The sequence below is a fragment of the Delftia acidovorans NBRC 14950 genome (genome assembly GCF_001598795.1).
Taxonomy (GTDB): Bacteria; Pseudomonadota; Gammaproteobacteria; order Burkholderiales; family Burkholderiaceae_C; genus Comamonas; species Comamonas acidovorans.
Map to the genome: position 1 here is coordinate 1 of NZ_BCZP01000045.1, position 21,459 is coordinate 21,459.

21 protein-coding genes are annotated in these 21,459 nt (G+C 64.7%); 1 reads left to right on the forward strand and 20 read right to left on the reverse strand.

Annotated features, from left to right (window positions below; genetic code table 11):
* The coding region (locus DA1_RS28320; protein ID WP_155737675.1) for a midcut-by-XrtH protein at positions 1 to 1,099 on the reverse strand (1,099 nt) is incomplete at its 3' end.
* 1,061 nt (positions 1,100 to 2,160) lie between these two features.
* On the opposite strand from DA1_RS28320, the gene DA1_RS28325 reads away from it, so the two are divergent.
* Positions 2,161 to 2,943 carry a hypothetical protein gene (locus DA1_RS28325; protein WP_062794190.1) on the forward strand — a complete coding sequence of 261 codons (783 nt, stop codon included), beginning with the start codon at positions 2,161 to 2,163 and terminating at the stop codon, positions 2,941 to 2,943.
* A gap of 137 nt (positions 2,944 to 3,080) precedes the next feature.
* On the opposite strand, the gene DA1_RS28330 is transcribed toward DA1_RS28325, so the two are convergent.
* The 19 genes from DA1_RS28330 to DA1_RS28415 all read right to left on the reverse strand — a co-directional run.
* Positions 3,081 to 3,590: a hypothetical protein gene (locus DA1_RS28330; RefSeq protein ID WP_034395290.1), complete on the reverse strand. Its 510-nt coding sequence runs from the start codon at positions 3,588 to 3,590 to the stop codon at positions 3,081 to 3,083.
* A complete protein-coding gene (locus tag DA1_RS28335) occupies positions 3,587 to 4,198 on the reverse strand; it encodes a glycoside hydrolase family protein (protein WP_034395287.1) in 612 nt (203 codons plus the stop codon). The genes DA1_RS28330 and DA1_RS28335 overlap by 4 nt, the downstream gene beginning before the upstream one ends.
* Positions 4,195 to 4,497, reverse strand: coding sequence for a hypothetical protein (locus tag DA1_RS28340; protein ID WP_034398776.1), 303 nt, complete (start codon positions 4,495 to 4,497; stop codon positions 4,195 to 4,197). Before DA1_RS28340 ends, DA1_RS28335 begins: the two co-directional genes overlap by 4 nt.
* A gap of 8 nt (positions 4,498 to 4,505) precedes the next feature.
* A complete protein-coding gene (locus DA1_RS31440) occupies positions 4,506 to 5,018 on the reverse strand; it encodes a hypothetical protein (RefSeq protein ID WP_034395284.1) in 513 nt (170 codons plus the stop codon).
* An 8-nt stretch (positions 5,019 to 5,026) separates the two neighbouring features.
* Positions 5,027 to 5,725, reverse strand: coding sequence for a hypothetical protein (locus tag DA1_RS30790; protein WP_155294300.1), 699 nt, complete (start codon positions 5,723 to 5,725; stop codon positions 5,027 to 5,029).
* Positions 5,725 to 6,963, reverse strand: a complete 1,239-nt coding sequence (locus DA1_RS28350; RefSeq protein ID WP_034395281.1) for a hypothetical protein — start codon at positions 6,961 to 6,963, stop codon at positions 5,725 to 5,727. The genes DA1_RS30790 and DA1_RS28350 overlap by 1 nt, the downstream gene beginning before the upstream one ends.
* Entirely contained in the window at positions 6,960 to 7,910 is a 951-nt protein-coding gene (locus DA1_RS28355; RefSeq protein ID WP_034395277.1) for a hypothetical protein, read from the reverse strand. Before DA1_RS28355 ends, DA1_RS28350 begins: the two co-directional genes overlap by 4 nt.
* Entirely contained in the window at positions 7,907 to 12,883 is a 4,977-nt protein-coding gene (locus tag DA1_RS28360) for a tape measure protein (RefSeq protein ID WP_034395274.1), read from the reverse strand. Before DA1_RS28360 ends, DA1_RS28355 begins: the two co-directional genes overlap by 4 nt.
* 15 nt (positions 12,884 to 12,898) lie before the next feature.
* Positions 12,899 to 13,354 carry a phage tail assembly chaperone gene (locus DA1_RS28365; RefSeq protein WP_230590897.1) on the reverse strand — a complete coding sequence of 152 codons (456 nt, stop codon included), beginning with the start codon at positions 13,352 to 13,354 and terminating at the stop codon, positions 12,899 to 12,901.
* A gap of 8 nt (positions 13,355 to 13,362) precedes the next feature.
* Positions 13,363 to 13,833, reverse strand: coding sequence for a hypothetical protein (locus DA1_RS28370; RefSeq protein WP_034395271.1), 471 nt, complete (start codon positions 13,831 to 13,833; stop codon positions 13,363 to 13,365).
* Between the two features lie 35 nt (positions 13,834 to 13,868).
* A complete protein-coding gene (locus tag DA1_RS28375) occupies positions 13,869 to 14,537 on the reverse strand; it encodes an InlB B-repeat-containing protein (RefSeq protein WP_034395268.1) in 669 nt (222 codons plus the stop codon).
* 12 nt (positions 14,538 to 14,549) lie between these two features.
* Positions 14,550 to 15,008, reverse strand: a complete 459-nt coding sequence (locus tag DA1_RS28380; protein ID WP_230590895.1) for a hypothetical protein — start codon at positions 15,006 to 15,008, stop codon at positions 14,550 to 14,552.
* A gap of 13 nt (positions 15,009 to 15,021) precedes the next feature.
* Positions 15,022 to 15,330, reverse strand: coding sequence for a head-tail joining protein (locus DA1_RS28385; RefSeq protein ID WP_034395264.1), 309 nt, complete (start codon positions 15,328 to 15,330; stop codon positions 15,022 to 15,024).
* Positions 15,331 to 15,347: 17 nt separating this feature from the next.
* On the reverse strand, positions 15,348 to 15,707 hold the full coding sequence (locus tag DA1_RS28390) for a DUF2190 family protein (RefSeq protein ID WP_034395262.1): 360 nt from the start codon (positions 15,705 to 15,707) through the stop codon (positions 15,348 to 15,350).
* 41 nt (positions 15,708 to 15,748) lie between these two features.
* Positions 15,749 to 17,830, reverse strand: coding sequence for a prohead protease/major capsid protein fusion protein (locus DA1_RS28395; RefSeq protein ID WP_034395260.1), 2,082 nt, complete (start codon positions 17,828 to 17,830; stop codon positions 15,749 to 15,751).
* Positions 17,831 to 17,883: 53 nt separating this feature from the next.
* Positions 17,884 to 19,386: a phage portal protein gene (locus DA1_RS28400; RefSeq protein WP_034395258.1), complete on the reverse strand. Its 1,503-nt coding sequence runs from the start codon at positions 19,384 to 19,386 to the stop codon at positions 17,884 to 17,886.
* Positions 19,387 to 19,388: 2 nt separating this feature from the next.
* Complete coding sequence (locus DA1_RS28405) at positions 19,389 to 19,619, reverse strand: phage head-tail joining protein (RefSeq protein ID WP_034395255.1); 231 nt, start codon at positions 19,617 to 19,619, stop codon at positions 19,389 to 19,391.
* A 53-nt stretch (positions 19,620 to 19,672) separates the two neighbouring features.
* Positions 19,673 to 20,026 carry a Mor transcription activator family protein gene (locus DA1_RS28410; RefSeq protein WP_034395251.1) on the reverse strand — a complete coding sequence of 118 codons (354 nt, stop codon included), beginning with the start codon at positions 20,024 to 20,026 and terminating at the stop codon, positions 19,673 to 19,675.
* 4 nt (positions 20,027 to 20,030) lie between these two features.
* On the reverse strand, positions 20,031 to 21,459 hold a 1,429-nt coding region (locus tag DA1_RS28415; RefSeq protein WP_062794191.1), incomplete at its 5' end, for a terminase gpA endonuclease subunit.

Genomic DNA, 21,459 nt, shown 5'->3' on the forward strand with positions numbered 1-21,459 from the left:
ACAGCGTGATGGTGCAATTGGCCAGCGGCGCCAGCGAAGAGGTGCAGGTGGTGGAAGACTGGGTGATGCCACTGCCAGCCGGGATGGAGGCCTTCACATCGAGCGCAGGTGCCGTGCCGCTGTTGGTGACGCTTACCAAGGCGGCGCTTCCGGCGTTGAAAGAAAGGGGGGTAGCAGGGACGTTCAGCGTGGTCGGCGTGACGGAGCTGGCGACGGTGACCTGGGTGGACGTAGCTGAGGCGTTGCTGCCTGCGATACCGACAGCGGTCGGTCCTTCCGCTGCGGAGGCGGCCAGGATGATGGAGCAGCTGGAGCCTGCTGGCAGCGATGCCGCGCAGCTGTTGGAAGACACCGTGATGCCGCTGCCTGCGGGCACGGTGGCCCGCACATTGATCGCTGGTGATGCGCCGCTGTTGGTGATGGTCAGCGTGCCTGTGCTGCCTGCAACGAACGAGAGGCCGGGACCTGGAACGCTGAGGGTGGTCGGGGTGGCTGCCGCGGTGGCCTCGTCAGCCTTGGTGCGGCAAATGGTCTCCACGTTCACGCGGCACACGCCATTGGGGGCAATGGTGTCTCCCACCGCGCAAAGGGGTGGAGGCGACGCGGGCGGGACGCCGGGTGGCACGAGCTGGGTGAAGCCTGCAGGAAAGCACTGGTTCAGGTTCGGAGGCTGGATAGCCGTGATCCTGAGAGCCACGCCGGAGCTGTTCGTGAAATCCTCTGCGGAGAAGCCGTCGATCTGTCCGCCATTGACAATCTGCGCCACGATCAATGTGCGTGTTTCCCCCGACGGATTTGTGAAGCTGGCGGCCAGCTGCGCCCGCAGATCAGGGCTGTGCCAGAGACCGGCACACACGATGGCACTGGCCCACAGGGCCATGAAAAAAGCCCTGTGCTGGCGGTTGCGCAATGTCAACCAAGCCGCCAGGGCCAGGCCCACAGCCAGGGCCAGCAGGCTCCAGGGATTGTCCACCGGGATCGGCGCTGCACCAACGACGGCAGCGGGCGCGACGGTGATGCTCTGGGCATGGGCTGCCAGGGGGAGATGGGAGGCCACGGCGACAGCCGCGGCGGCAGGTGCAGCGGAGATCTGCTTCATGGTATGGCCAAAGTTGATGCGAAGCTGAAATGTAAATGAAGTTCCTCAAGTGATTTCTATTTGTATCTATTGATATCGCGCAATCATTACGTTATAGCTTCCTGGGAACGTACACCCGCGCCGTCCACCGTGAACGTGTCTCGGCCACGGCCAGGGCAGCCGCACGGCGCGGGCTCGTTGTGCACGGCACAGCAGGAGTCATGAGCACAGTTGCCGGATGCACAGGCGCAGCCAACTGCCAGCGAGGCGGGGTGTTGCAGGGCGAACTGGCGGAATCGCCAATGTTGCGGGACAGCACGTCGAGGGCACGCTTGATGCCCTGGGCGATTTCTTCCGCACGCTTGGGAGAGTTGGCGATGGCGGCACCGACGGCCGAAATCATGGCCAGGGCCAGCTAGCTACGGAGGGAAAGGGACTGATGCATGCGCGTGACCTGTGGTGGTTTCGATCACGGCAGGGTGGCAGGCATGGTACGGGACCGGCCCCAGCCGGACGCGTGGACTCAGGCCGCTGCGATGCCCTCGCTAAGGATGGCAGACAACTCGTGCATCACGTCCAGCTACCGGCACAGGCGGGTCTGCTCGGCCGCCTGCGCATGGGCTCTCGACTGTCGCCTGCCGACCCGAAGCAGCCATCCAGCAGGAGGCTTCAAAGCCGCCATTTAATTTGGCTGAAACGCAAGGCCGCCCGTCGCTCGTTCACCAGCATGGCCGGAAACCCCTCGACCTCCTGTTGCCCATGTAGCGCGGATGCCGCAAACCATGCCATTTCACAAATATGTGCACTCATTGCACATAGGCCTGATCGGTGCGCACGCTATAGTGTTTGTAACGAATCCGCTCACGGACCTGATCAAGAAATCGTGTAGCGAGCAACACAGGAGGGGCGGCGAGTTTCATGGCTGAATTTGATACCGTATTTTTGCAAAGAATATGCGCCGTAAAGCTATGCAGCCTCCCTTTTCGCGTTCTCTTCGTGCCAATTGAGACCACAAGCGTCATATATGCTTGCGGTTTTTTGCGGTCTACACTTCGTTAGCTTTCACAATCAAGGAGAGTGTCATGCGAAAGAATTTTTTACTTATTTCCCTCATAGCCGTAGCACTCAGTGGCTGTTCCACATGGACTATTCCAGCCACTCCTGGAGATCCCAAGTCCGCACAAAGTTATGGATATAATCCGATTGACTCGCTACCAGTTACGGTTTCTCCGGCAAACGCTACGCGAGAACAAAAACTTGAAGCCCTTCCTGACGAGACTATGCGGTTAGCTGTTGGTCAGCTCGATGGAAAGGCTGGAATTTCGTTTGGACCAGCTAAAGCCGGGGTGGCTGGAAATAGTTATGTTGTTATTCTTGATTACACGAAATTCACAACAAAATCATTTGGGGTAAAGAAAACTGCTGTAGTGGGTAGCGACAAAATTTCCGTTGCTTTAACTACAGTGCCCGATCCGGATGTTGTGGTGCCTGTTTACGTGGGTGTCGGGCTGCGACTCACTGCCAATATAACTGTCAAAGAAGGAAGTGTTGATCTTGGAAATTTGTTTGCATTGGGGGTGGCTGCCCAAGCAAAGCAGATATCCGGCACGCTGGTTATCCAATCCCTTGGCCTGAGCGGAGAAGGGGTTTCTCCGTTGATTCCTATTCCGAGTGAGATAAATCCAACAACAATTCAAAATGCGCTCATGGCTATCGGCTCAATCAAAGCCAAGATATACGACGGGAAGATCACCATAGTACCCCGCGTGGTCGGGGTCTATAACAATCTCGGTGGAGGCCAAGAAACGATAAACGGCTTTATTTCCACAATCTTGGAGAAGCCTCTGACACTTGATGCGCAATGAGCTAACAAATCGTTCCAGCGGAACGCCTTCGGCGACCGCTGAACTCCAACGTTGAATGTCTGCTTCTCGATCCCACCAGCGACGGCTCATGGCCGTGAGCAGTCGGCTACCGTACACGCAGCAGGAACACCCGCCGATCAGCGTGAGACGTTCGGCCAAGCATCCCTCATCAGCGCGGCGTCAGCGGCGTGGCCATCAGCCGCTCGCGCGATGTCTGCACCGCGCTCTGCCAGGCGTCCACCGTGGTCTGCCAGCTCTTGGAGTACGGTTGTGCAGGTGCTGGCGTAATGAGCGAGGGCGGGCTGGGCAGCTCCAGCGATGCGCTCGGGGAGGCCGGCAAAGTCGCCCCGCATGCCTGCAGTAGCAGTGCGCAAATCGCGCAGGCTGCGGTCGAGATCCTGCTGAGCCGCGGCGTTGCGCTGGCCAGCGGCCTGGAAATTGGCGAGTGCATCGTTCATTCCTTTCTGAAATCCGGCCATGTCGCGCACGGCCTGCTTTGTGCTAGCCAATTCGGTGCTGGTCTGTAGGTGGCGCAGCTGCTCCAGCTGCAGGCCGTAGCGCTGGCCCTGAGCCCACCAGGCACCGCCGGCACCAATCGCAAGCGACGCAGTGGCCGCAGCCAAATAAGTTGAGAGTGGGCTGATCATTGCGAAGCCCTCGCCAGCAAGCCCGGGCTGAAATGCCCATCCCTGCCCCACTGCGCGCACAGTTCGCGCGTGGCTTCGCGGCGATCAACAAGGCCCGGCAGGCGCGTCGGAACGCCGTTGACCGTCCCGTAGACCCATCGCGGCATCTGCTCGCATGCAGCATCCAGCTGCCCTGCGTTGGCCAGCCGCATGACCGTCGTGTCAGGTGCCAGCGCCGATGGCACGTTGTAGGCCACGTCGATAAAGCTGGCCTGCACCCAGACGTTGTAGCGGTCCCAGTGCCGCAGCGCGCGCCGCGCCAGGCGCTCGGCCTCGTGGTACTTGGGCCGCTCCAGGCGTTCGCAGTCCTCGGGCGTGTAGTAGCGCCCTGCCACCACCTCGGGACCCGTCACGCCCGCGCAGACGGTCAGCGGCTGCCCCTTGCCCACGCGGTCGATGTAGGGCGTGCCGATGTGCCGACCGCTGCTCTCATAATGCAGCCCGATCTCCCGGGCCAACTTCACTGCAGGGCTGGGTCCGGCGTCCTGGGTGGCAACATAGCCGCCGGCAGCGGTGACGGCCAAGCCCGCAGCAGTAGCCAGGAGTCGATTGCGTAAGGTCTCGTTCATCGGCCACCTCCTCCCACCATCAGGGCCTTCCAGAACGCGATGCCAGCCGTGCCGAGCATCACGATGTAGGTGATCGGCTTGGCCGCCTTTCCGATCCAGTTGAGCACGCGGAATGCGCCCTGCGCTGCCTTGAACACCTCCACCATTTCAGCCGTGTTGGCACGAACCTTTTCCGTGGCCTCGGTGTTCGCGCGCAGCTCTGCCTCAATGCGCGTCATGCGCGCATCCCCCTCGTCCAGCCTCGCATTAATGGTCCGGGCCGTATTCGGAGTTATTGCGTTTCCATAGTCGTCCTGCATGAGCACTCCTAAAGCGTTACCGCCAAAACAAAGGCCTCGTCCAGGGATTCCGACGTGCCACCCAACTGCGCCCACAGTCCAGCGAGAAACGGGTTGCTGCGCTCCCAGGTGTCAGCCTCGTACTCGATTTCGGCCTCACGCATTTGCACGGGGTCCGTGATCGCGGCAATGGCCGCCTCGGCTTCATCGAGCAGCCCGAATGCAAGGAGCGCAAGACGCCCCTGGCGGCGCGTACAGGACCTCGGGATCAAAGCGGCGGCAGCCTCATCACGTAGACGCTGCAGCTCGGCCAACTCCTCGTCGGACAGAGGTACTACAGACCACTGCTGCCGCCAAACGCCGTCGATTTCCACGGGATCGATCTCGGCGGGCTTATGCGTGTCCGCGTCGTATGCGGGCGTTTCCGATGGCTCAACGAGCACATAGCACTCCAGATGCTGGGCCATCATCGTCATAGGGTGCAGTTCCTGGATCTGCGCGACGCTCAGCGGGTATTGCCCGGTTTCGATATTGATATACATATTGATCCTCAAATGACGCGGCCGAGACGGGTGCCGGTGGCGAGCCAAGTGATATAGGCGTTGCCGTCAACGTAGTAGCCTGCGGGTTGACCGTCTCCGGGCGGTGTTGTCTCCGAGGCTGATGCTGAGCCGCCGACGCCGCCCCAACCCCCAGAAAATCCTGACTGCCCAATTGATCCTCCACTGCCGCCCGAGCCTCCCGACGCCGCCGGAGCTGTATCGCCGGGAAATATCGCCCCTTGATACTGATAGTCCTCCCCCCGCCCGCCTGACTGAGCAGATATCAACGCCACACTACCGGAGGCATTGAAGCCTGCACCGTTGCCCCCGCCGCCGCCAGAAGCGCCGCCAGAAGAGCCGTGGTACTGCACCCATGCGCCGCCTCCGTAGCCACCTTGACCACCCCCGCCGAAAATGGTGCCGTTGTTGGTTACTCGGATGGGTATGCGCGTGTACAGGCCCGTGCCAGAGTTCACAACACCACCAATTCGACCATAGTTGATAACGTGCAGCTGGTTTGCTCCAATGCCGCTGATATTCAGACTAGCGACATCCACTCCTGAATTAATCGTAACTTGAATAAGTTGCGATCCATTCCATCCCAGCGCTGTAGCAAGTGCGGCAATGTTTGGACTGCGGACATTGGCCGAGACAATGACGTTTATCTGCCGTTGCCCGCTGGCCATCAACATACTTCGTGCAAACATCAATGCACCCCCGCATAAAAGCATTCCCAGCGATTGACGCGATTGCAGGTAAAGATGAGGCTTACCATCCCGTTAGCGGGATACTGCGGAAACGGCAGCAGCGCCCCCGTTCCGTCAATTTGCAGTCCTACGTTTCCTGAGAACGTAATTGCTCGGATTGCACCTGCACTGATAACGTGTAGCGTCACTTCATCACCATATTGACGGCCGGCAGGCAATATGAATTGGCATGTCGCGTTAATCGTCACGACATGCACACCACCCTGACCAGGATCAACGATGTAGGAAGGGGTGCTGGCAGGGACGTTTACAGTCACCTGCCGGCCCATGGCCGTCTTGCTGGTAATCACCCGATCCCAGGCACTCCAGGTCGTGTCCTCCAGCACACGTTGCCATGTGCTGCCCTGGATACGCGACACATAGTCCGGCGTTGTGGAGAGCACTTGGGTAGCCACCTGTTTGGCTCGACCTGTCGCCCCTGTGGTCTCCACAAGCCAGGATTGGCTCCCGTTGTTGTATTCCTCCGGCGGCCAGTCCGCACCACGCCCAGTGGTGGTGGTCATCAGGGCAAAACCGACCAGCAACTCGCCCATCAACTTGGACTTGCCCCAAGCCTCTGGCGCCTTCGCGATTACTTCGCTGACACGCGGCGCTTGGTTACCAGTTGCGCCTTGGGGCACTTCAATCGGCCCAGTAAAGACCCCCCCACCCCTAGGCATGAACGTTGCCGGCAAATCCCCAACGCCAGGCACCCACCTCAGGACATTGCCACCCCACCAGAACCAACGGTTGTTGAGATTGGGATCGATGCCTACGTTGATATACATCGCCCCCAGCTTGATGGCCCCGCCCTGGTTGTCAGTGGTCGGCGGGACTGTCTTGGGGCCGAGCATGTACTGGTCAACCGCCTGTGCGCTGGCGGCAGCCGATGCCGCAGCGCTTTGCGCCTGATTCTTGAAAGCCTCCGCCGATGAGGACGCAGCCTGCGCAATCGCTTTCGCAGCCTCGGCCGCTGCAGCGGAATTTGCCGCCTGATTGCGATAGCTCATTGCCGCATCGGCCTGCTCCCGAGCAACGATGGCGCAGGTTCGGCAGGCCACAGCAATCTCCCGCATGCGCGACACAGCGGGCGGGACGCTTGTGGCGTAGCTGAATGCCTCCTGGTTGAAATTGGCGCTGCCGAGCGCGGGATACTGCGAGATGGGCAGCAGGTCTGGGATGTTGACGATGTCGGTCATACGTTGCCTTTGATTTGCAGGTCCACCTGGGCCGAAGTCCAATCGGTTGAGCGCACGGTGCCGGTGACCTTGCCCACAGTGGCCAAGTGCCCGTAGCGCGGCAGGTCGCTGACCTCAATGGCCACGGCCTTGCCCAGGATCTGGTCCAGCAGCGTCTTTGCTGCAGGCGCCTGCACTGCGTCGATGACGCAGCTCAGATTGATGTTGGTGGCCAGCCGCCCCTGCACCTCGGTGTAGGTTCCGTCCTTGCGGTCATCGACATAGGAGTAGTCGCGCGTGCTGGCCTCGACGCCGTACTGCGCGCCGCCCATGCGCTCGCGGCCAGGCAGCAGGAGCTGCTTCCAGTTGCCCACGCTGATAAACCCCACGGCCGCCTCCACCCCTGCGTTATTGCGCGCCACGGTGATGGAGATCTCGATGCCCGGATGGATGGGCAGGTCCTTGAGCACAAAGTAGGTGCCGCGCTGCAGGTCGCCGAAGAGATATTCCCACTCGCCGAATGCCTGCTCCCACAGCTGCGCATTGACAGGCGGCATCAGGTCCACGCCATCCGCCTTGACGGTGATGGTCAGCTTGTCGGCCTCCAGGCCGTACAGCGCCAGGCCGTTGACGAAACCAGGCCGCAATACATAGGTCAGCGAGGTGGCCCGGCGAGCTTTGGTGAACAGGTATTTGTCGAACGGCGCCATGCGGCTGGCGGGCGCCCCTTCGTCACGCTCCCAGAAGGTGGCGGCATTGGGCGTGCCTGGCTCGTATGTGTTGGCGGGCGCGCCCGCCACAGCCTTCACGCATTCGTAGGCGTAGCCCTTCCACACGCGGCGCAGGCCCACGGCAGCATCCGAGCCACTGGCCCAGGCCACTTCGCCAACGGTCGCATCGACCTCGGGAATGGTGGTGCCGACCATGAACATTTCCGGCGTGATGGTCTTGGGCACAAGGATGTTCATGCGATTGCCTTCCCACGCATGGCGTTGCCGCCGTTTGTGACACGGTCGAACTGCTCACCCAGCTCGGGCAATGGCGCCGTGTTGCGCGCAGTGGCCTCTGCAGGAGCACGCAGGCCCGCTACCTCGCCACGCAGGGCGCTGACCTCGGCCAGCAGCGCGGCAATCAGCGCTGCGCTTTCGGAGCCCTGACCGCCCCCGCGCATGGCCTGGCCGAGCTGCTGCTGGTTCCAGTAGCGGGCCGGCCCGGTAGCCTCGACCTCCCAGCCGCGCTCACCCACAACACGCAGGCCGCCCGCGTGCATACCACCGCTGGCGAATGCGGGGAGCTTGATGCCGGTGATTCGCTCGACTTCAGCCCAGTCCCGGGCATACAGCCCCGACAGCGCTTCCATGTCGGACAGCGTGGCGCCAGCACTTTGCATGGCGCGCATGAGCCCGGCCAAGTCGCCCGTGCCGTCATAGGCGTGGTACTTGTCAAACAGACCATCGAGCTTGTTGACCGTGCCCGGCTCAACAACGGACTCATACCAGGTGCCGCCGGAACCATCGCTGCGAGGCCGCAGGTACTTGGAATCCACGGTGTCAGGCTGCCCGCCACCACCCGGCCCCCAGACGGCACCACCATCGTTGGCGCCAGCGCCGGGCTTGGTGCCAGGCTTGGTCGCACCGGCGTCCTTGCCCAAGGTGGCCAGCAGCTTCTCGAAGTAACCCTGCACCGTGCCGGTGAGCATGGTGGTGCCGTTGACCAGCTCGTCGGCGCGCTTGGCCAGGGCATCCAGGCCTTCAATCTGGGACTGCAGGGCCTTGAGGGACCGTTCCTCGATGTTCAGCTGCGATTCACCCAGATCGCCCAACTCCGCAAACTTGCCCGCCCACACCAGGGCATCACGGCGGCGCTCGAAGTCGGTGGCGTAGACGCCCCCGGTCAGGCCCGAGCGGGTGGCCTGGATGGCAGAGCCCAGATCGGCATAGTCAGAGACCTTGCGGCCCGCGCGCACGCCCTGCAAGGCCTCCTCGATGTAGACCATGCCCCGCGCAGCCATCCACTGCGTGGTGCTGTCCACGGTGCCATAGAGATCCGTCGCAGCACCCTTCAACTGCCCCACCGCCGCCGTGATGGCTGAGATGGATTCCTCCACGCTGCTCACGCGCTGCTGCAGCAGTTCGCGGTCACGGTTCACGGCACGGCTGAACAGGTCGTAGGCAGCCGATTGCGCTTCCTTGGCCGCCACCTGGGCAGCGCGCTCGTCCTCGATGGCCCAGATGCGTTCCTGCAGGGCGCGGTTGCTGGGATCCAGTGCAGCCAGTTCCAGGCGGCGCAGTTCCGCCGTATTGCCCTGCATCTCCAGCAGCTTGCGCTCCAGGTCGGTGCGCTGGTCCACGCGGGCGATCTCTTCGCGCAGCGCCTGGTTGTAGTCCCAGGCGGCGCGCTCGGCTTCGCTCATGCCCTCGGTGGCCAGCTTGCGCAGTGCCTCGCGGTACTTGTCGGTCTGGCCCGTGGCGCGCAGGTACTCGGCTTCCAGCTGCCTGCGGTCGTTCTTGAGCGTGTCCAGCACCTGGCCGGCAGCATCGGCCACGGCGCCGAATTCCTGAGCCAGCGGAATGAGCTTGGCCAGCAGCTCCACGTCGCCGGCCGCCATGGCGTCCTCGATGAGCTTGCGGAACTTGGCCTTGGCGTCCTGGCCCATTCGGGGATCAATGTCGATCTTGAGGTCGGCCAGCGCCTTGTCCACCGCCTTGGCCGCGTTCTCGATGCGCTCCCGCTCGCTGTAGAAGCTGGTGTAGAACGCATCCATACCGGTGATCAGGTCCTGGATGCCGCCGGCGCTCTTGATGAGCTTGGCAATGGCCTCGTCGCCCAACTTGCCGAAGTTGGTGATGTTGCGGGTCCAGCCCTCGATGGCGGCGCCCGTCAGCTCCACGGTCTGCAGGGCCGCGTTGAAGCTCTCCAGCGTGATCTCCTCACCCATGTCATCGAAGACATTGCGCATCCAGCTGGGGATATCAGCCTTTTTCAGCTGATCGATCAGCGATCCGCCCATGTCGGCAATGAACTGGGCATAGGCCTTGGCGGGGTCCGTGCCAAGCGCGCCATCGCGCTTGGTGTAGCTGCTCAGGACCTCGCCGGTCACCTTGTCGATCAGCTTGAAGTAGCCGTAGGAATCCTCGTCGCCGTACTTCGGATTGGAGGCGAAGCCCGCGACGATATCGATCTGCTTGGCACTGTCACCGGCATAGCGCGCGAGACGCTTATAGACATCGGACAACGAATCAACGGTGGTGCCCAGTTGCTTCTCAAGATCGGCGTTGTGGCGCTTGGTCAGATCGTCATACCAGTCACCGCCAGCACGATCGAACAGCATCTCGGCGGCCTTGTCATTGCCCGCGCCCGTGGTGCTGTAGGCCGCGCCAACGTGGTTGGCACCGCGCGAACCAAACAGGCCGCCCTTGAGCAGCGAGAAAATGGCGATGGCTCCCGCAATCCAGGGCATTGCAGCCCCCAGGCCGCTCATCAAGGAGCCAAAGCTGCTGCCGACACCGGCCCAGCTTCCATTGCCCGCGATCAGGGCGCCAAGGGCATCGCCGCCAGCCAGGCCCACGGCATTGGCACCAGCAAGGCTGGCAGCCGACGCACCAGGCATAAAGCCCCACATTGCCTGGGCACCTGCACCCAGCGTGCCAAGGTTGTTCAGCATGCCCATGCCAGCGCCGCCACTCTGGCCAGCCGCAGCAGGTGCGCCAAACAAACTGCCCAGGGCACCGCCAGCAATCTGGACCGTGGCCTGAATCAGCGGTTTGAAAATGAGCGTGCGCGCCAGATTCTTGAGGTACTGACCGAACGAGAGACCGCCCTGCATCAGCTGGTCGGCCAGGCTCTGGCCGATCTGGTCCACACCCTTCTGCCATTCCGAGGTGCTGGCCTTGGCAGCTTCTGCCGAGGCTTCGCGTGAGGCCTTCACAGAGGTCAGGCCCAGGCGCTCGCGCAGCAGCTCGATTTCCTGCTGGAGCAGCGCGTGCTCCATAGTCATGGTGCCGGTGAGCGCGGCCGAGCGCTCCATCTCGGCCAGCTGCTGCTCCTTGCTCAGGATGATGGCCATCTGCCGCTGCTCGATCACCACGCGCTGCTGCTCCGCGCTCAGGCCGATCAGCTCGATCTCATCGCGCAGCGCCTGGTTGCTGGCGGTCAGCTCCTCGACCGTCTTGCCCTGGGTGGACATCCACTCCTGGCGGTACTTGCGCTCTGCCTCGGCGGCCTTGAGGGCCTGCTGCCGGGCCTCGTTCTCCTTTTCCAGAACCTTGAGCGTCTTGAGCTTGGCCTCGATGTTGGCGCGCTCGGCCGCGTTCAGGCCCTTGAGCGAGCCCAGCAGGTCCTGCGAAAACTTGAGGCGCAGCTTGTCGGATTCGCCCAGCTTCTCGCTGCCGGAGATCTCCAGGCGCTGGGCCGCGATCTTCTCTTCGATGGAATCGACCAGGTTGCCATAGGCCGTATGCAGCTGCTTGGCTGTGCTGGCACGCGCCTTGGCCGACTCGTCCTCCTTGTAGTTTTCCTTGGCCAGCTTGCTGACCAGCTCGACATAGGCGGACTCGGTGAGGCGGCCGGCCTGACGCAGCTCGTTGAGCTTCTGCAGCTGTGGCAGGTAGTCTTTGCTGACGCCGTACAGCTTCTGGCGAATCTCCAGCAGCGCCTGCTCTGCATCCGCATCTTCCTGGGCCTTCTTCGCGGCGGACTCCGCCACGGTCGGCGGATTGACGGAGCCCCGCCCGCCGCCTGCGCCCTTGCTGCTGGTGTTGAGCATGTCCAGCTCGGCCCGCAGCTTGGCGATCTGGTCCTTGCGCGCCTCGATGGTCTTGGCGATGTTGTCCGCCCCAGCCGTGCGGCCGCCGGCTACGGCACGCGCCATGGCCGCCTCCGAACGCTCGTTCTCGACGCGCAAGGTGGCAATCGCGTCCTCGATGCCCGCAGCCGTCTTGGCATACATGTTGACCGCCGCCACGCCGGCACCGGCAACCACTCCAACGCCCAACAGTGCGAGCGTCACGGGATTCGCTGCGAGCACGGCCGCCAGCGTGACGATGGCCCCCTTGACCACACCGATGGCACCGCCCACGGCCACCAGGCCCGCCGCAGCCGCTGCGCCGCCAGCAGCACCGAGGAAGGTCATTACCACACCCTGGTGGTTCTCGACCATCTTGCCCAGTCCATCGATGGCATCCGTTACCAGGCGCACGCCCCCGGCGGCCTTCTCCGAAAAACCCGTGCTTTCGTTGATTGTGCGGAACAGTTCGTCCCAGGAGTCACCCAGGGCAGCAATGGCGCCGTCCAGGGTCTTGGCGCGCTGCTCCATGGCACCACCGAACGCGGTGTTGCCAATGTTCTCCAGGTAGTCGGTGATGTCCTTGGCCGAGTTCTTCACCCGGGTCGTGACTCCCTGGAAGGTGAACGCCACCATGTCGCCCTGCTTGGACGCCTTGATGCCGAATTCCTTGAGGCGCTCGAATTCGCCCGTGGCCGCATCCGCCACGGCCTCGATCATCTGCATGAGGCTCTTGCCCATGCCGGCCGCCGTATTGCCGAAACTGGTGAGCTTGGCCTGGGTGGGATCGAGGCCCAAAGCCTTCATTTTCACGAAAGCCTCGGTGGCCTGGGCCAGCCCATAGGGCGTGTCCTTGGCAAAGGTCTTGATCCAGGCCATCTCCCGGCCAGCGGCCTGGGCACTGCCCGTGACCGTGACCAACGAGCTGTTGAGCACGTCGAATTCGCGCTGCACGGACACCAGCTTGCCAACGAACGCCGTGACGGACACGCCAGCAAACACGCCGCCGAGCAGCGTGCCCAGGCGCCCTAGCGAGCCGGCCATGCCATCGACCATGCCCGTGACAGCGCGCTTGGACTTCTCGACCTCGGCCTGCAGCTGCGAGCTGTCGCCAGTGATCAGGAACCGCAGGTAGTTGATGTTGCCGGAGCCGATCATGCAGCCCCCTGCTCGTCACTTCGGCGCGCGCCGGAAGGAGCGCAGCATTTCACCCAGCCCGCTGGACACGCGCTCGCGCCGCTCCTCGGCTTGCTCAGGCGATTCATCGACACTGCCGGGTCGAGGGGCGCCAGGGTCTTTGGCAGCGTCCTTGGCGACCAGCCATGAAACGGACAGGTCGCACAGCGTTTTGCCCTCCCAGGGTGTGAGCTGCACGCCATGAATGGACTGCCAGGCAACCAGTTGCTCGTAGCCGATGGGCGATTCGCCCATGGGCGACTGCAGCGATGGCCCCAGGTCAAAGAACACTTCGAGGAGATAGCCGGCCGGGCCAGGGTCGGGCAGGTCAGGCTCACGGCCTTCTGCCTTGAATTCCTCGATGCGTGTGATCCTGGGTTCGTCATGTTGCGGCTGGGTCTTTTTTCCGGTCTTGGGCTTGAGCGGGGCGTTGAGCCACGCCCATGTGCGCACGTAGAGGCTCAGTCCTTCGGCGCACTCTTGGAAAAATTTGCCCAGTCCGCCGCAAAGGCGTTGACCTGGTCAGCCACCCAGCCGGCAGCTGGGTCCGCATACAGGGCCTGCATCCCCTCACGCACTGGGCGGCCCTCCAGGTCCAGGCCTTCGACTGAGTGCGTGATGTCGGCCAACAGCGCTGCCGTGTCGGCGGTACGCTCCTCGGGCGTGCGCTCTTCCAGCGCGCGGCGGCTCTTTTTGACCAGCGCCATGACGCGGCGTTGGGCGCCCAGTTGGGCCTTGCGGTAGGGCTCCGAGCCGGGGCCGTACACATGGATCAGCACGGGCTGCTCCACAGCCCCAGCGCCTTTGGTGGGGTCCTTGAAGTACAGGAGTTCGCCGGCGGCATCCTTCAGATGCAGGGCAGCGGTGTCGGCAACGCGGAGTTGGGAAAGCTTGAGCATGGTGGTGGCGATGAAAGAAAGACAGAAGGGCATGCCACCCGGCTGCAGCCGGGCAAGGCGGCGGCGAATTACTCGGGGATGAAGCTGGCCTGCACAGCCACGTTGGCGAGCACGTTGGCATCGGAGCGCGGGTTTTCCGTGCTGTTGTCGCTCCACTTCTCGAAGTCGAAGCCGGCGGCGGCCTGCGCGAACACGGGCTTGCCCGTGGCGCCCTGCAGCACGGTCTGGCTTGCAACGCCCACGATGGAGCCATTGGCGCCGGCCGTGTAGGCCAGGGTGAACGAGATGGCCGGGACTTCGATGATGTCGTTGTCGATTTCCAGCTGTGCCGTGTGCGCCGTGATGGAATCAACGCTGCCCACGTTGAGCTTGAAGCTCATGCACTGCGCCGTGAAGTAGTGGCTGGAACCGTCCTGCAGCCGGATGCAGTAGCTGTAGCTGTCGTCGGACATGGAGGCGGCCTTCAGCAGAACCTGGCCCTCGTCGTTCATGTCGCGGGCCATGGGCACGGACAGGCTGCCATCGTTGAAGCTGCCTTTGCGCTTGACGATGCGGCGGGTTGCCAGGGGCGAATGCGTGGCCTGGTTGTATTCCCGGCCCAGTTCGGCCAGGTCGGTGATCTCAGCGATCTCTTTGAAGGCCAGGGCCTGGAAGCCGGCCGCATCGTAGGATGCTGGCCGGGCGGCGCAGATCAGCAGCTTGCTGCCGGCCGAGGTACGAACGTTTTGGACTGCCATGGTCGTTTCCTTTCAAGGATGGGATGCCGGGCCGCGCGGGGCGCCCTCGGCAGTGAGGTATCGGCACAGCCACATGCCGCGCACGATGTAGATGGGCTGGGCAGCGGCGTCGTCCCACTGCCCACGGATGCCGCGCAGGCGCGGTGGCGCGATCAGCAGGCCGGCCAGCACGCCGTCAGCTGCAGGCCCCATGCGCTCCTCGATCTGCGCATGCAGCTCCATGGCCTGCTCGCGTGCCTGGTCGCCTATGGCGATGCTGGTGACATCGACCAGGAATTCCCGGTGCAGCGTGGCCAGGCCACCGCACCCGCCCGAGAGGGGTTCGATGCCTTCGTCTGCCGCGCTGATATCAATGGCTGGCAGGGCACTTACCGGGTATGCGTTACGACCTTCGACGCGCACGCTGTCTCCAGCCAGGGTGGCCGCGAGCACAAGATCCACGCGCCAAGCGGCCAGGATCTGCTGTTGCATGTGCTGCGCCATGTCAGGCCACCTCCAGCTGCAGCAGCAGCCAGCCGGACTCGTCGGGCTGGGGCGGCTCGGCGATCAGGTAGGTGACCTGGTCGATCTCTATGCGCTCGCCTTGGGCGATGCCCGGCACCATGTCAGCGGGCAGCCGGCAGGCCAGGACGTAGGCACTCACCATCCCCAAGGCCTCGCGCGGGCCGCGCCGCAGGATGACGCCGAAGGGCTCGCCGCCCTGCCAGACAGCCACCGCATTGGCGTGGTGCCGCTGCTGGGCTGAGCGCACGCGCCCTGCCCGCTCGGCGCCTGGGATTAGGAGGAAAGTCATGCCCGGACCTGCTCCGCTCAGGCCGCGACCGTGCCGATGACGCCAGGCAGGCAGACGGCGCCCTGCGTGGCCGCGCTGTCGGCCGCCTCGAAGGCGAACGCCGCCCCCGTCACGTCGCCGGCCGTGGCCGCGCCGCCCACTGCGAATGCGCCGGTTTCGACATCCCAGCGCAGCGGCTGGCCCTGTGTCCACGCGGTGCCTGCCGCCTTGGGCAGGACAAAGACGCCCACGCGCTCGGCGTTGTAGGGCTCGCCGACCTGGGCCGGACCATTTGCCACGGCAAGGATGGCGCCGATGGCCACGGGCTGGCCTGCAGCCACTGCGGCGGCAGCTGCCAGGACCTCGATGACGTGGCCGCGCTGTTGGTAGTTTTTCATGGGTTGAACTCCTGAAAGCGTGTGAGTGGATGGCGGCGCGCTCAGGCGCCGTTGCTCTTGGCCAGGCCGTGCCAGTCCAGGCTCTTGGCCGCAAAATCCAGGCTGGCGCGCAGCTTCACGCCGTCCACGTCCTCGCTGGCAAAGGTCTCGGTGCGCAGGCCTTCGTACCCGTCCACGTAAGCGAACTCGACGGTGTCGATCTGGCCGGCGCGGGCTGCCAGGTAGAACGCGGTGGTGGACACGGCATCCAGCAGCGGCTCCACGATGGGCTCCAGCGCCGTGCGGCCACCCGTGCGGAACTCGTTGATGTCGCCGGACTTGGTGGGCTGGTAGTTCGGGCTGGTGAACTGGTAGGCCAGGGTTTCCAGGTCGGAGGGGACCAGCAGGAAGGCAGGCGCGATGTTCAGCGTCTCATCGTCACGGCCCTTTTGCTTGCGCATCAGCGTGCGCAGGCTGGACAGCGCTTCCAGCGAGAACTTGGACCCTGCGCCGGTCAGCAGGTTGTGATGCTCGGCATCAAACAGAGGCTCGCCATCCGACATGGCCGGGTTCTTCAGGATCTGGTCATAGACCAAGCGGTTTTCGAGGCGGCGGGCCGCGTCGGCAAAGCGGGTGCCGGTGCGCGTCAGTGCGTCCAGATCGTCATTGATGATCATCTGGCGGGTGATGGCCAGCGAGCGACCGAAGGTAAAGGCGCGGTAGCCCGTGGCATCCTCGGACAGGTTGCCGTAGGTGTACTCGCCATGCTCGTTGAGCTTCTTGAGTTCGACATCGCCGCCCACGCCAATGGCCTGGCGGATGCGGAAGTCCGGCAGGTTGGCGGCACGGCGCGCCCACAGCTGGTAGGTGCTGGGTGCTTGGTCATAGGCCGCACGCAGCACGCGCTGCCCCACGCTGCCCAGCAGCGCGGGGAAGTCGCCCGTACCCAGCATGCCGGAGCGCAGGCGCAGCGCCACGCCAACAATCTCGGCACGGCTCATGCCACGCGTCCGCTGGCCCAGGCCTTCCACCACCTCGCGCGCCATCTCCACCAAGGCCATGGCGCGGTACTGGCGGCCGTTGTCGTCCAGCTGTGCGCCTGGATTCAGACGGTTCATGAGCGCGTTTTCGATGCCGCGCATGCGGGTTTCGTGCTCATCGCCCACGGTGCGGATGGAGGTCGTGGGGCCGGTGGCTTGCTCCTGGCTGCGCTGGTCCAGCGCCGTCAGCACGGCAGCGCGAGCCTCGTCCATGGTGGACTGGTTGCGCAGCAGATCGGCCTGCAGATCGGCCAGGTTGTGGCGCTGGCACAGCGCAACAATGTCGGCGGCGCGCTGACCATCGAACGCACCGGCAGGCGCGGGCAGCGGTGCACCCTCAGTCTGGCGGTTCTGCGGAACCTGCGACACGTTGGCGGGCGCGGTGCCCGGGGTGGTGTTGGCGGTCTGGCCGCCTTCACCGGCTTGGTTTGCTTGGGGCATACGTTGGTGCTCCTGGGTGGTAGGTTGGGCGGCTGCCCGTTGGAAGAACTCGCACGGCATGCCGCCCTGGGGCGCTGCACCGGACGGGGCCTGGGAAGTGGGTGCGCTGCGCGTGCCGGCGTTTGGGTCGGCGGGCACAGTGACGAAAGAGATTTCCTGCGGGGTCCAGGCGACTGCGCGGTAGAGATCGACGTTGATGCCGTCCGTGCGGTCCTGGGCGCGGGTGATTTCGTAGCGCTGGACGCTGTAGCCGAAGCTGATGGCGCGGATGATCCCGGCGCGGATGTCGGCCACGATGCCGGCCAGCTCGGGGCGCTGGCTCAGCCGGATCACAGCCCGGCCTTCGCCACCTTCGATCCAGCCCCGTACAGCGATTCCAAGGATGGCGGCCACGCCGCCGTAGCTGCGGTGGCCGTCCAGCACCTGGACCGTGCCGGCATCGAAGCGGGCCATGTCCACGGCTTCGGGGGTGATCTGCAGGTCCTCGTCGTAGGGACGCTCGTTCCAATAGTCGTAGCGGCGCACCATGGCGCCCGTGGTCCAGACCACCTCGACCGTGCCGTCGGTCTCGTTGTAGGTGTCAGGGACCAGGCTTGCGGCGCGCGTCTGCACCGGCAAATCGTGGATCTGGGGCGCGGAAGATTGGGCGTTGGCTTGTGGCATGGCGCTCAGTTTTCCGGTTTGACTGTCTCAAATCCCGGAAAACTGAGACGATTTCACTTCTGCCCCTGCCCCTCCATCTGGGCCACCAGGTCGATGGGGTTCTGCGCACCCCACAGCGCGGCCAGCAGCGGCAGGATGCCGCCATCCTGCAGCCGCATCAGGTCGGCCTGCAGCTCGCTGAAAACGGCCTCTGGGTCATAGCCCCGGCGCCGGATGACTTCGCTGATGCTCTGCATGCCGCCCTTGACGGCGCTCAGGTCGCTGGCCACGTCCTGCACGGGGTTCGGGCTGGCCCAGCGGGGCGTGCTCCAGTCCGGCGCCTGCACGTTTGCCGGCACCGTGGCCACCAGATCCACGGCCGCCAGGAACCACCGCGCAATGGGCGCGCACAGGCGCGGCACGGTGATGCGCCACTGCTCGGATTCGACCTCGGCCCGGAACTGGTTCATGGACATGCGTGAGGTTGAGAAATTGACCTCGGTCAGGTCGCCGGTCATCAGCTCGTAGGGGCAGCGGTAGCCTGCGGCCACCTCCTTCCACCCTCCCTTCATGTAGTCACCAAAGCCCGGGACGGCCTTCGGCTCGATGAAGGTGGGATTGGTCATGCCTGGCGGCAGGCCCACGATGCCGCCGCCAGCGAGGTCGCCCAGGTCCATCAGGCCGGGCTTTTGCCCCCCGGCCTCCTCGGGCAGCGGCGGCGGCATGCCTCCGGCCCCTTCCATCTCGGCCAGCACCCCCATGCGCGATTCCAGCTGCTTGCGCTGCAGCTCGGAGTCACCATAGGTGTGCAGGTCGCGCACCTTGGCGATGATGGGCGCCAGGCGCGTGATGCCGTCCTGCTGGCCGGCGCGCTCGGGATCGAAGAAGTGGATGATTTCATCGGCCGGCACACGCTGACTGGTGCCGCTGCGGCCCAGGGTCCACATGCCGGCATCACCGGGGTGGCGGTCGAACAGGTAGTAGGCCAGGCGCTGGCCGCGCTTGTCGTACTCGATGCCCCGGATGATCTCGCGCCCGCCGGCCAGCACGCCGTTGCGCTCCACGTCCAAAAAGTCGATCTCCAACAGCTGCAGCTTGAGCGGCACCGTGGAGCCCATGCGCTGGATGTGCTTGCGGATGAGCACGGCGCCGTCAACGTCGCGCGTGCGCTCGGCTTTGTATTGCAGGCCGTAGAAGTCCAGCAGACCGTCATAGTCGGCATGGGGCACCCATTCGCGCCAGCGCTTGGCCAGGCCATCGTCGGCCCACACGGGCACGATGCCCTGGCCCACGCGCATGGCGAGCACGGCATTGACGGCGCGCACGATGTTCGGCACGTTCTGCGCGAGTGAGCGCGCACGCATGCGCAGCTCGCGCGCATCGGCGGCGTGGTCGGCAGTGGGGCTGGCCCCCGAGCGCTTGACGCGCCAGCCATCGGCGCGGCTGGCGCCCTCGTAGGCGCGCACCAGCATTTCCCGGGCGACCTGGCGGCGCACGCCCTGCGCGGGCGAGAAATAGCCGACAACACGGTCAACCAGCGTGGGGGAGGCCCTGCGGGCTACGGTACCGCGCTGCATGATCAACGGTCCCGCAGGCCGGCGAAGCGAAAGCGCGCCACCAGGGCGCGTGGCTGGCCGGTGCCGGCCACGGCCGAGATCTGCGTGTGCAGATCCCGGCGTGCGCCCATCATCTCGTCCAGGCTTCGATATGTGACCGAGGCGCCATCCTCGGTCGTGATGGTGCGCTCACCACTGTGGATGGCGGCATTGAGGCGCGCGAGGCGCATCTGGAGGTCTTGGAGCGTGCTCATATGCCGCACGCTACCGGGGCAACTGTCTCATTTCCCGGAAAAGTGAGACGGTTTCAGCCGGGCTGCTTCAGGTGCCGGTACACGGTGGCACGGCTGATGCCCAACGTGCGCGCCACGGCCGTGGCATTGCGCCCATTCCACAGCCGCAGCACCTGCCGACGCTCCTCGGCCTTGTCCACCGAGGACCTGGCAGGGATGTAGGCATCCTGGCCGGCGAACTCCCGGCGCAGCTGAAGCTGGACACGCTCCATCGCGGCAGGGCTGCCGCGCAGCTCGGGCAGCAGCTCCACAAGATAGTCAAACATGCGATCCACCAGATCGGGCGCGAAATCGGCCGCTGGCATGGCGGAACTCTTGGCCGCATCGGGGGCCATGTGGGGTGCTGGGGCGTTGATCTTTGGGGTCATGGGGCTACCAGGAACGGGAGAAACCGCCGTTGCGGCGAACGGGTGCCGCACGGCGTGGCGCGGGGGCCGACGCACGGGGCGCGGTGGTGGCGGAAACGGGTGGCGCGACCGACGTGGGCGCAGCCGTGGGAGCCGACGGCGCCACGCTGGCGGGCGCTTCGGGTGGGCTGAAGAGGTCACGCGCAGGCTGCACCATCTGCTCGACCTGCGACCAGCGCGCATCGGTGTACTTGTGCAGGCCCTGGGCCATGGCCGCGTGGATGGCGTAGTTTCGGCAGTCCAAGTCCTCATTGCGCTGGCGGCGCTTGACCCAGCGGTAGGCCTCGCGGCCCTGGACCTTGGCCAGGATGCGCTGCTCTGCGGTCAACTGCTCGAAGAACTCGCGCGGCAGATCCTCGCTGAAGTGCACGCATCCCGGGCCAGCGTCGGTGATCGCCAGTTGGCCCAGCAGCAGATCCTTGGCGTTGTCCACGCCCACCAGCCAGAGCTTGATGCCCTGCTTGACCTTCTGCCCGCGCCAGTCCAGGTCCTGCATGCTGGCCGGCCCCACGATAGGCCGGTTGTCGTTGTTGTCGCCCTTGATGGCGCGCAGGTTGGGCAGCATGTGCTGGTGCGTGCGGACGTAGTTGTAGACCGCCTGCGTCTGGTCGGACGAGTCGATGCTGATGGCGCTCAGGCCCAGGCTGCCGCCGTGCCATGCCTGCCGGTAGCGGCGCTGCAGGTAGGCCGTCACAGGTGCCCAGTCGCCCTCGCTGGATGGGTTGCCCTCGATGATGTGGCGGTCCACGATCCAGCTTTCCATGCCGCGGCCCCATGCCCAGACGTTGATCTGCCACCAGGTGCGCTGCACGTCCACGCCGGCCGCCAGCACCAGGCCACCCACGGGCACCGTGCCCAGGGCGTAGGGCTCGGCGCGGGCCTGCAGCACATGGTCGTCGGTGCCCTCCCCCTTCAGTTCCCAGGCCTGGCCCAGCGTCTCGTTGGTGAACGAGGTCATGGGGCCTGCATCGCCCTCCTGCAGCGCACGGTGGGCCTTCTCGAACTCGTCCACGATGGACGCCCAAGTGCGCTGCGGGCTGTACGCGGCCCAGATGTGCACGCCCAGCGTGCGTGGGGGCCTGCAGGGCGTGCCATCGGCAGTGCGCCAGATCCGGTCGGCGCCGAAGCGGCGGCCGGAACGGCGGCACACCCAGGCGCCCGTCAGCGGCCAGCCACCGGGCAGGTACTCGGCCTGGCTGATGGACTCCCGGCAGTGGGGGCACATGTGGCGCACGGTCTCGGGCTTGCCGGCCTCCCATTTGAAGCCGTGCATGGCCTCCTTGCCGCCCCAGGTCAGCGGGTGCTCGGCCTCGCAGCGCGGGCACTCGATCAGGTAGTCGACCTCGTCCTCGGAGTCCTCGCAGGCGCGGCTGACGTGGCACAGGCCCTTGATT

Excerpts from the sequence above, each read along its gene's own strand:
- DA1_RS28325 (WP_062794190.1), top strand. The coding sequence starts at position 2,161 with ATGCGAAAGAATTTTTTACTTATTTCCCTCATAGCCGTAGCACTCAGT.
- DA1_RS28330 (WP_034395290.1), bottom strand. The coding sequence starts at position 3,590 with ATGATCAGCCCACTCTCAACTTATTTGGCTGCGGCCACTGCGTCGCTT.
- DA1_RS28335 (WP_034395287.1), bottom strand. The coding sequence starts at position 4,198 with ATGAACGAGACCTTACGCAATCGACTCCTGGCTACTGCTGCGGGCTTG.
- DA1_RS28340 (WP_034398776.1), bottom strand. The coding sequence starts at position 4,497 with ATGCAGGACGACTATGGAAACGCAATAACTCCGAATACGGCCCGGACC.
- DA1_RS31440 (WP_034395284.1), bottom strand. The coding sequence starts at position 5,018 with ATGTATATCAATATCGAAACCGGGCAATACCCGCTGAGCGTCGCGCAG.
- DA1_RS30790 (WP_155294300.1), bottom strand. The coding sequence starts at position 5,725 with ATGTTTGCACGAAGTATGTTGATGGCCAGCGGGCAACGGCAGATAAAC.
- DA1_RS28350 (WP_034395281.1), bottom strand. The coding sequence starts at position 6,963 with ATGACCGACATCGTCAACATCCCAGACCTGCTGCCCATCTCGCAGTAT.
- DA1_RS28355 (WP_034395277.1), bottom strand. The coding sequence starts at position 7,910 with ATGAACATCCTTGTGCCCAAGACCATCACGCCGGAAATGTTCATGGTC.
- DA1_RS28360 (WP_034395274.1), bottom strand. The coding sequence starts at position 12,883 with ATGATCGGCTCCGGCAACATCAACTACCTGCGGTTCCTGATCACTGGC.
- DA1_RS28370 (WP_034395271.1), bottom strand. The coding sequence starts at position 13,833 with ATGCCCTTCTGTCTTTCTTTCATCGCCACCACCATGCTCAAGCTTTCC.
- DA1_RS28375 (WP_034395268.1), bottom strand. The coding sequence starts at position 14,537 with ATGGCAGTCCAAAACGTTCGTACCTCGGCCGGCAGCAAGCTGCTGATC.
- DA1_RS28380 (WP_230590895.1), bottom strand. The coding sequence starts at position 15,008 with ATGCAACAGCAGATCCTGGCCGCTTGGCGCGTGGATCTTGTGCTCGCG.
- DA1_RS28385 (WP_034395264.1), bottom strand. The coding sequence starts at position 15,330 with ATGACTTTCCTCCTAATCCCAGGCGCCGAGCGGGCAGGGCGCGTGCGC.
- DA1_RS28390 (WP_034395262.1), bottom strand. The coding sequence starts at position 15,707 with ATGAAAAACTACCAACAGCGCGGCCACGTCATCGAGGTCCTGGCAGCT.
- DA1_RS28395 (WP_034395260.1), bottom strand. The coding sequence starts at position 17,830 with ATGCCACAAGCCAACGCCCAATCTTCCGCGCCCCAGATCCACGATTTG.
- DA1_RS28400 (WP_034395258.1), bottom strand. The coding sequence starts at position 19,386 with ATGCAGCGCGGTACCGTAGCCCGCAGGGCCTCCCCCACGCTGGTTGAC.
- DA1_RS28405 (WP_034395255.1), bottom strand. The coding sequence starts at position 19,619 with ATGAGCACGCTCCAAGACCTCCAGATGCGCCTCGCGCGCCTCAATGCC.
- DA1_RS28410 (WP_034395251.1), bottom strand. The coding sequence starts at position 20,026 with ATGACCCCAAAGATCAACGCCCCAGCACCCCACATGGCCCCCGATGCG.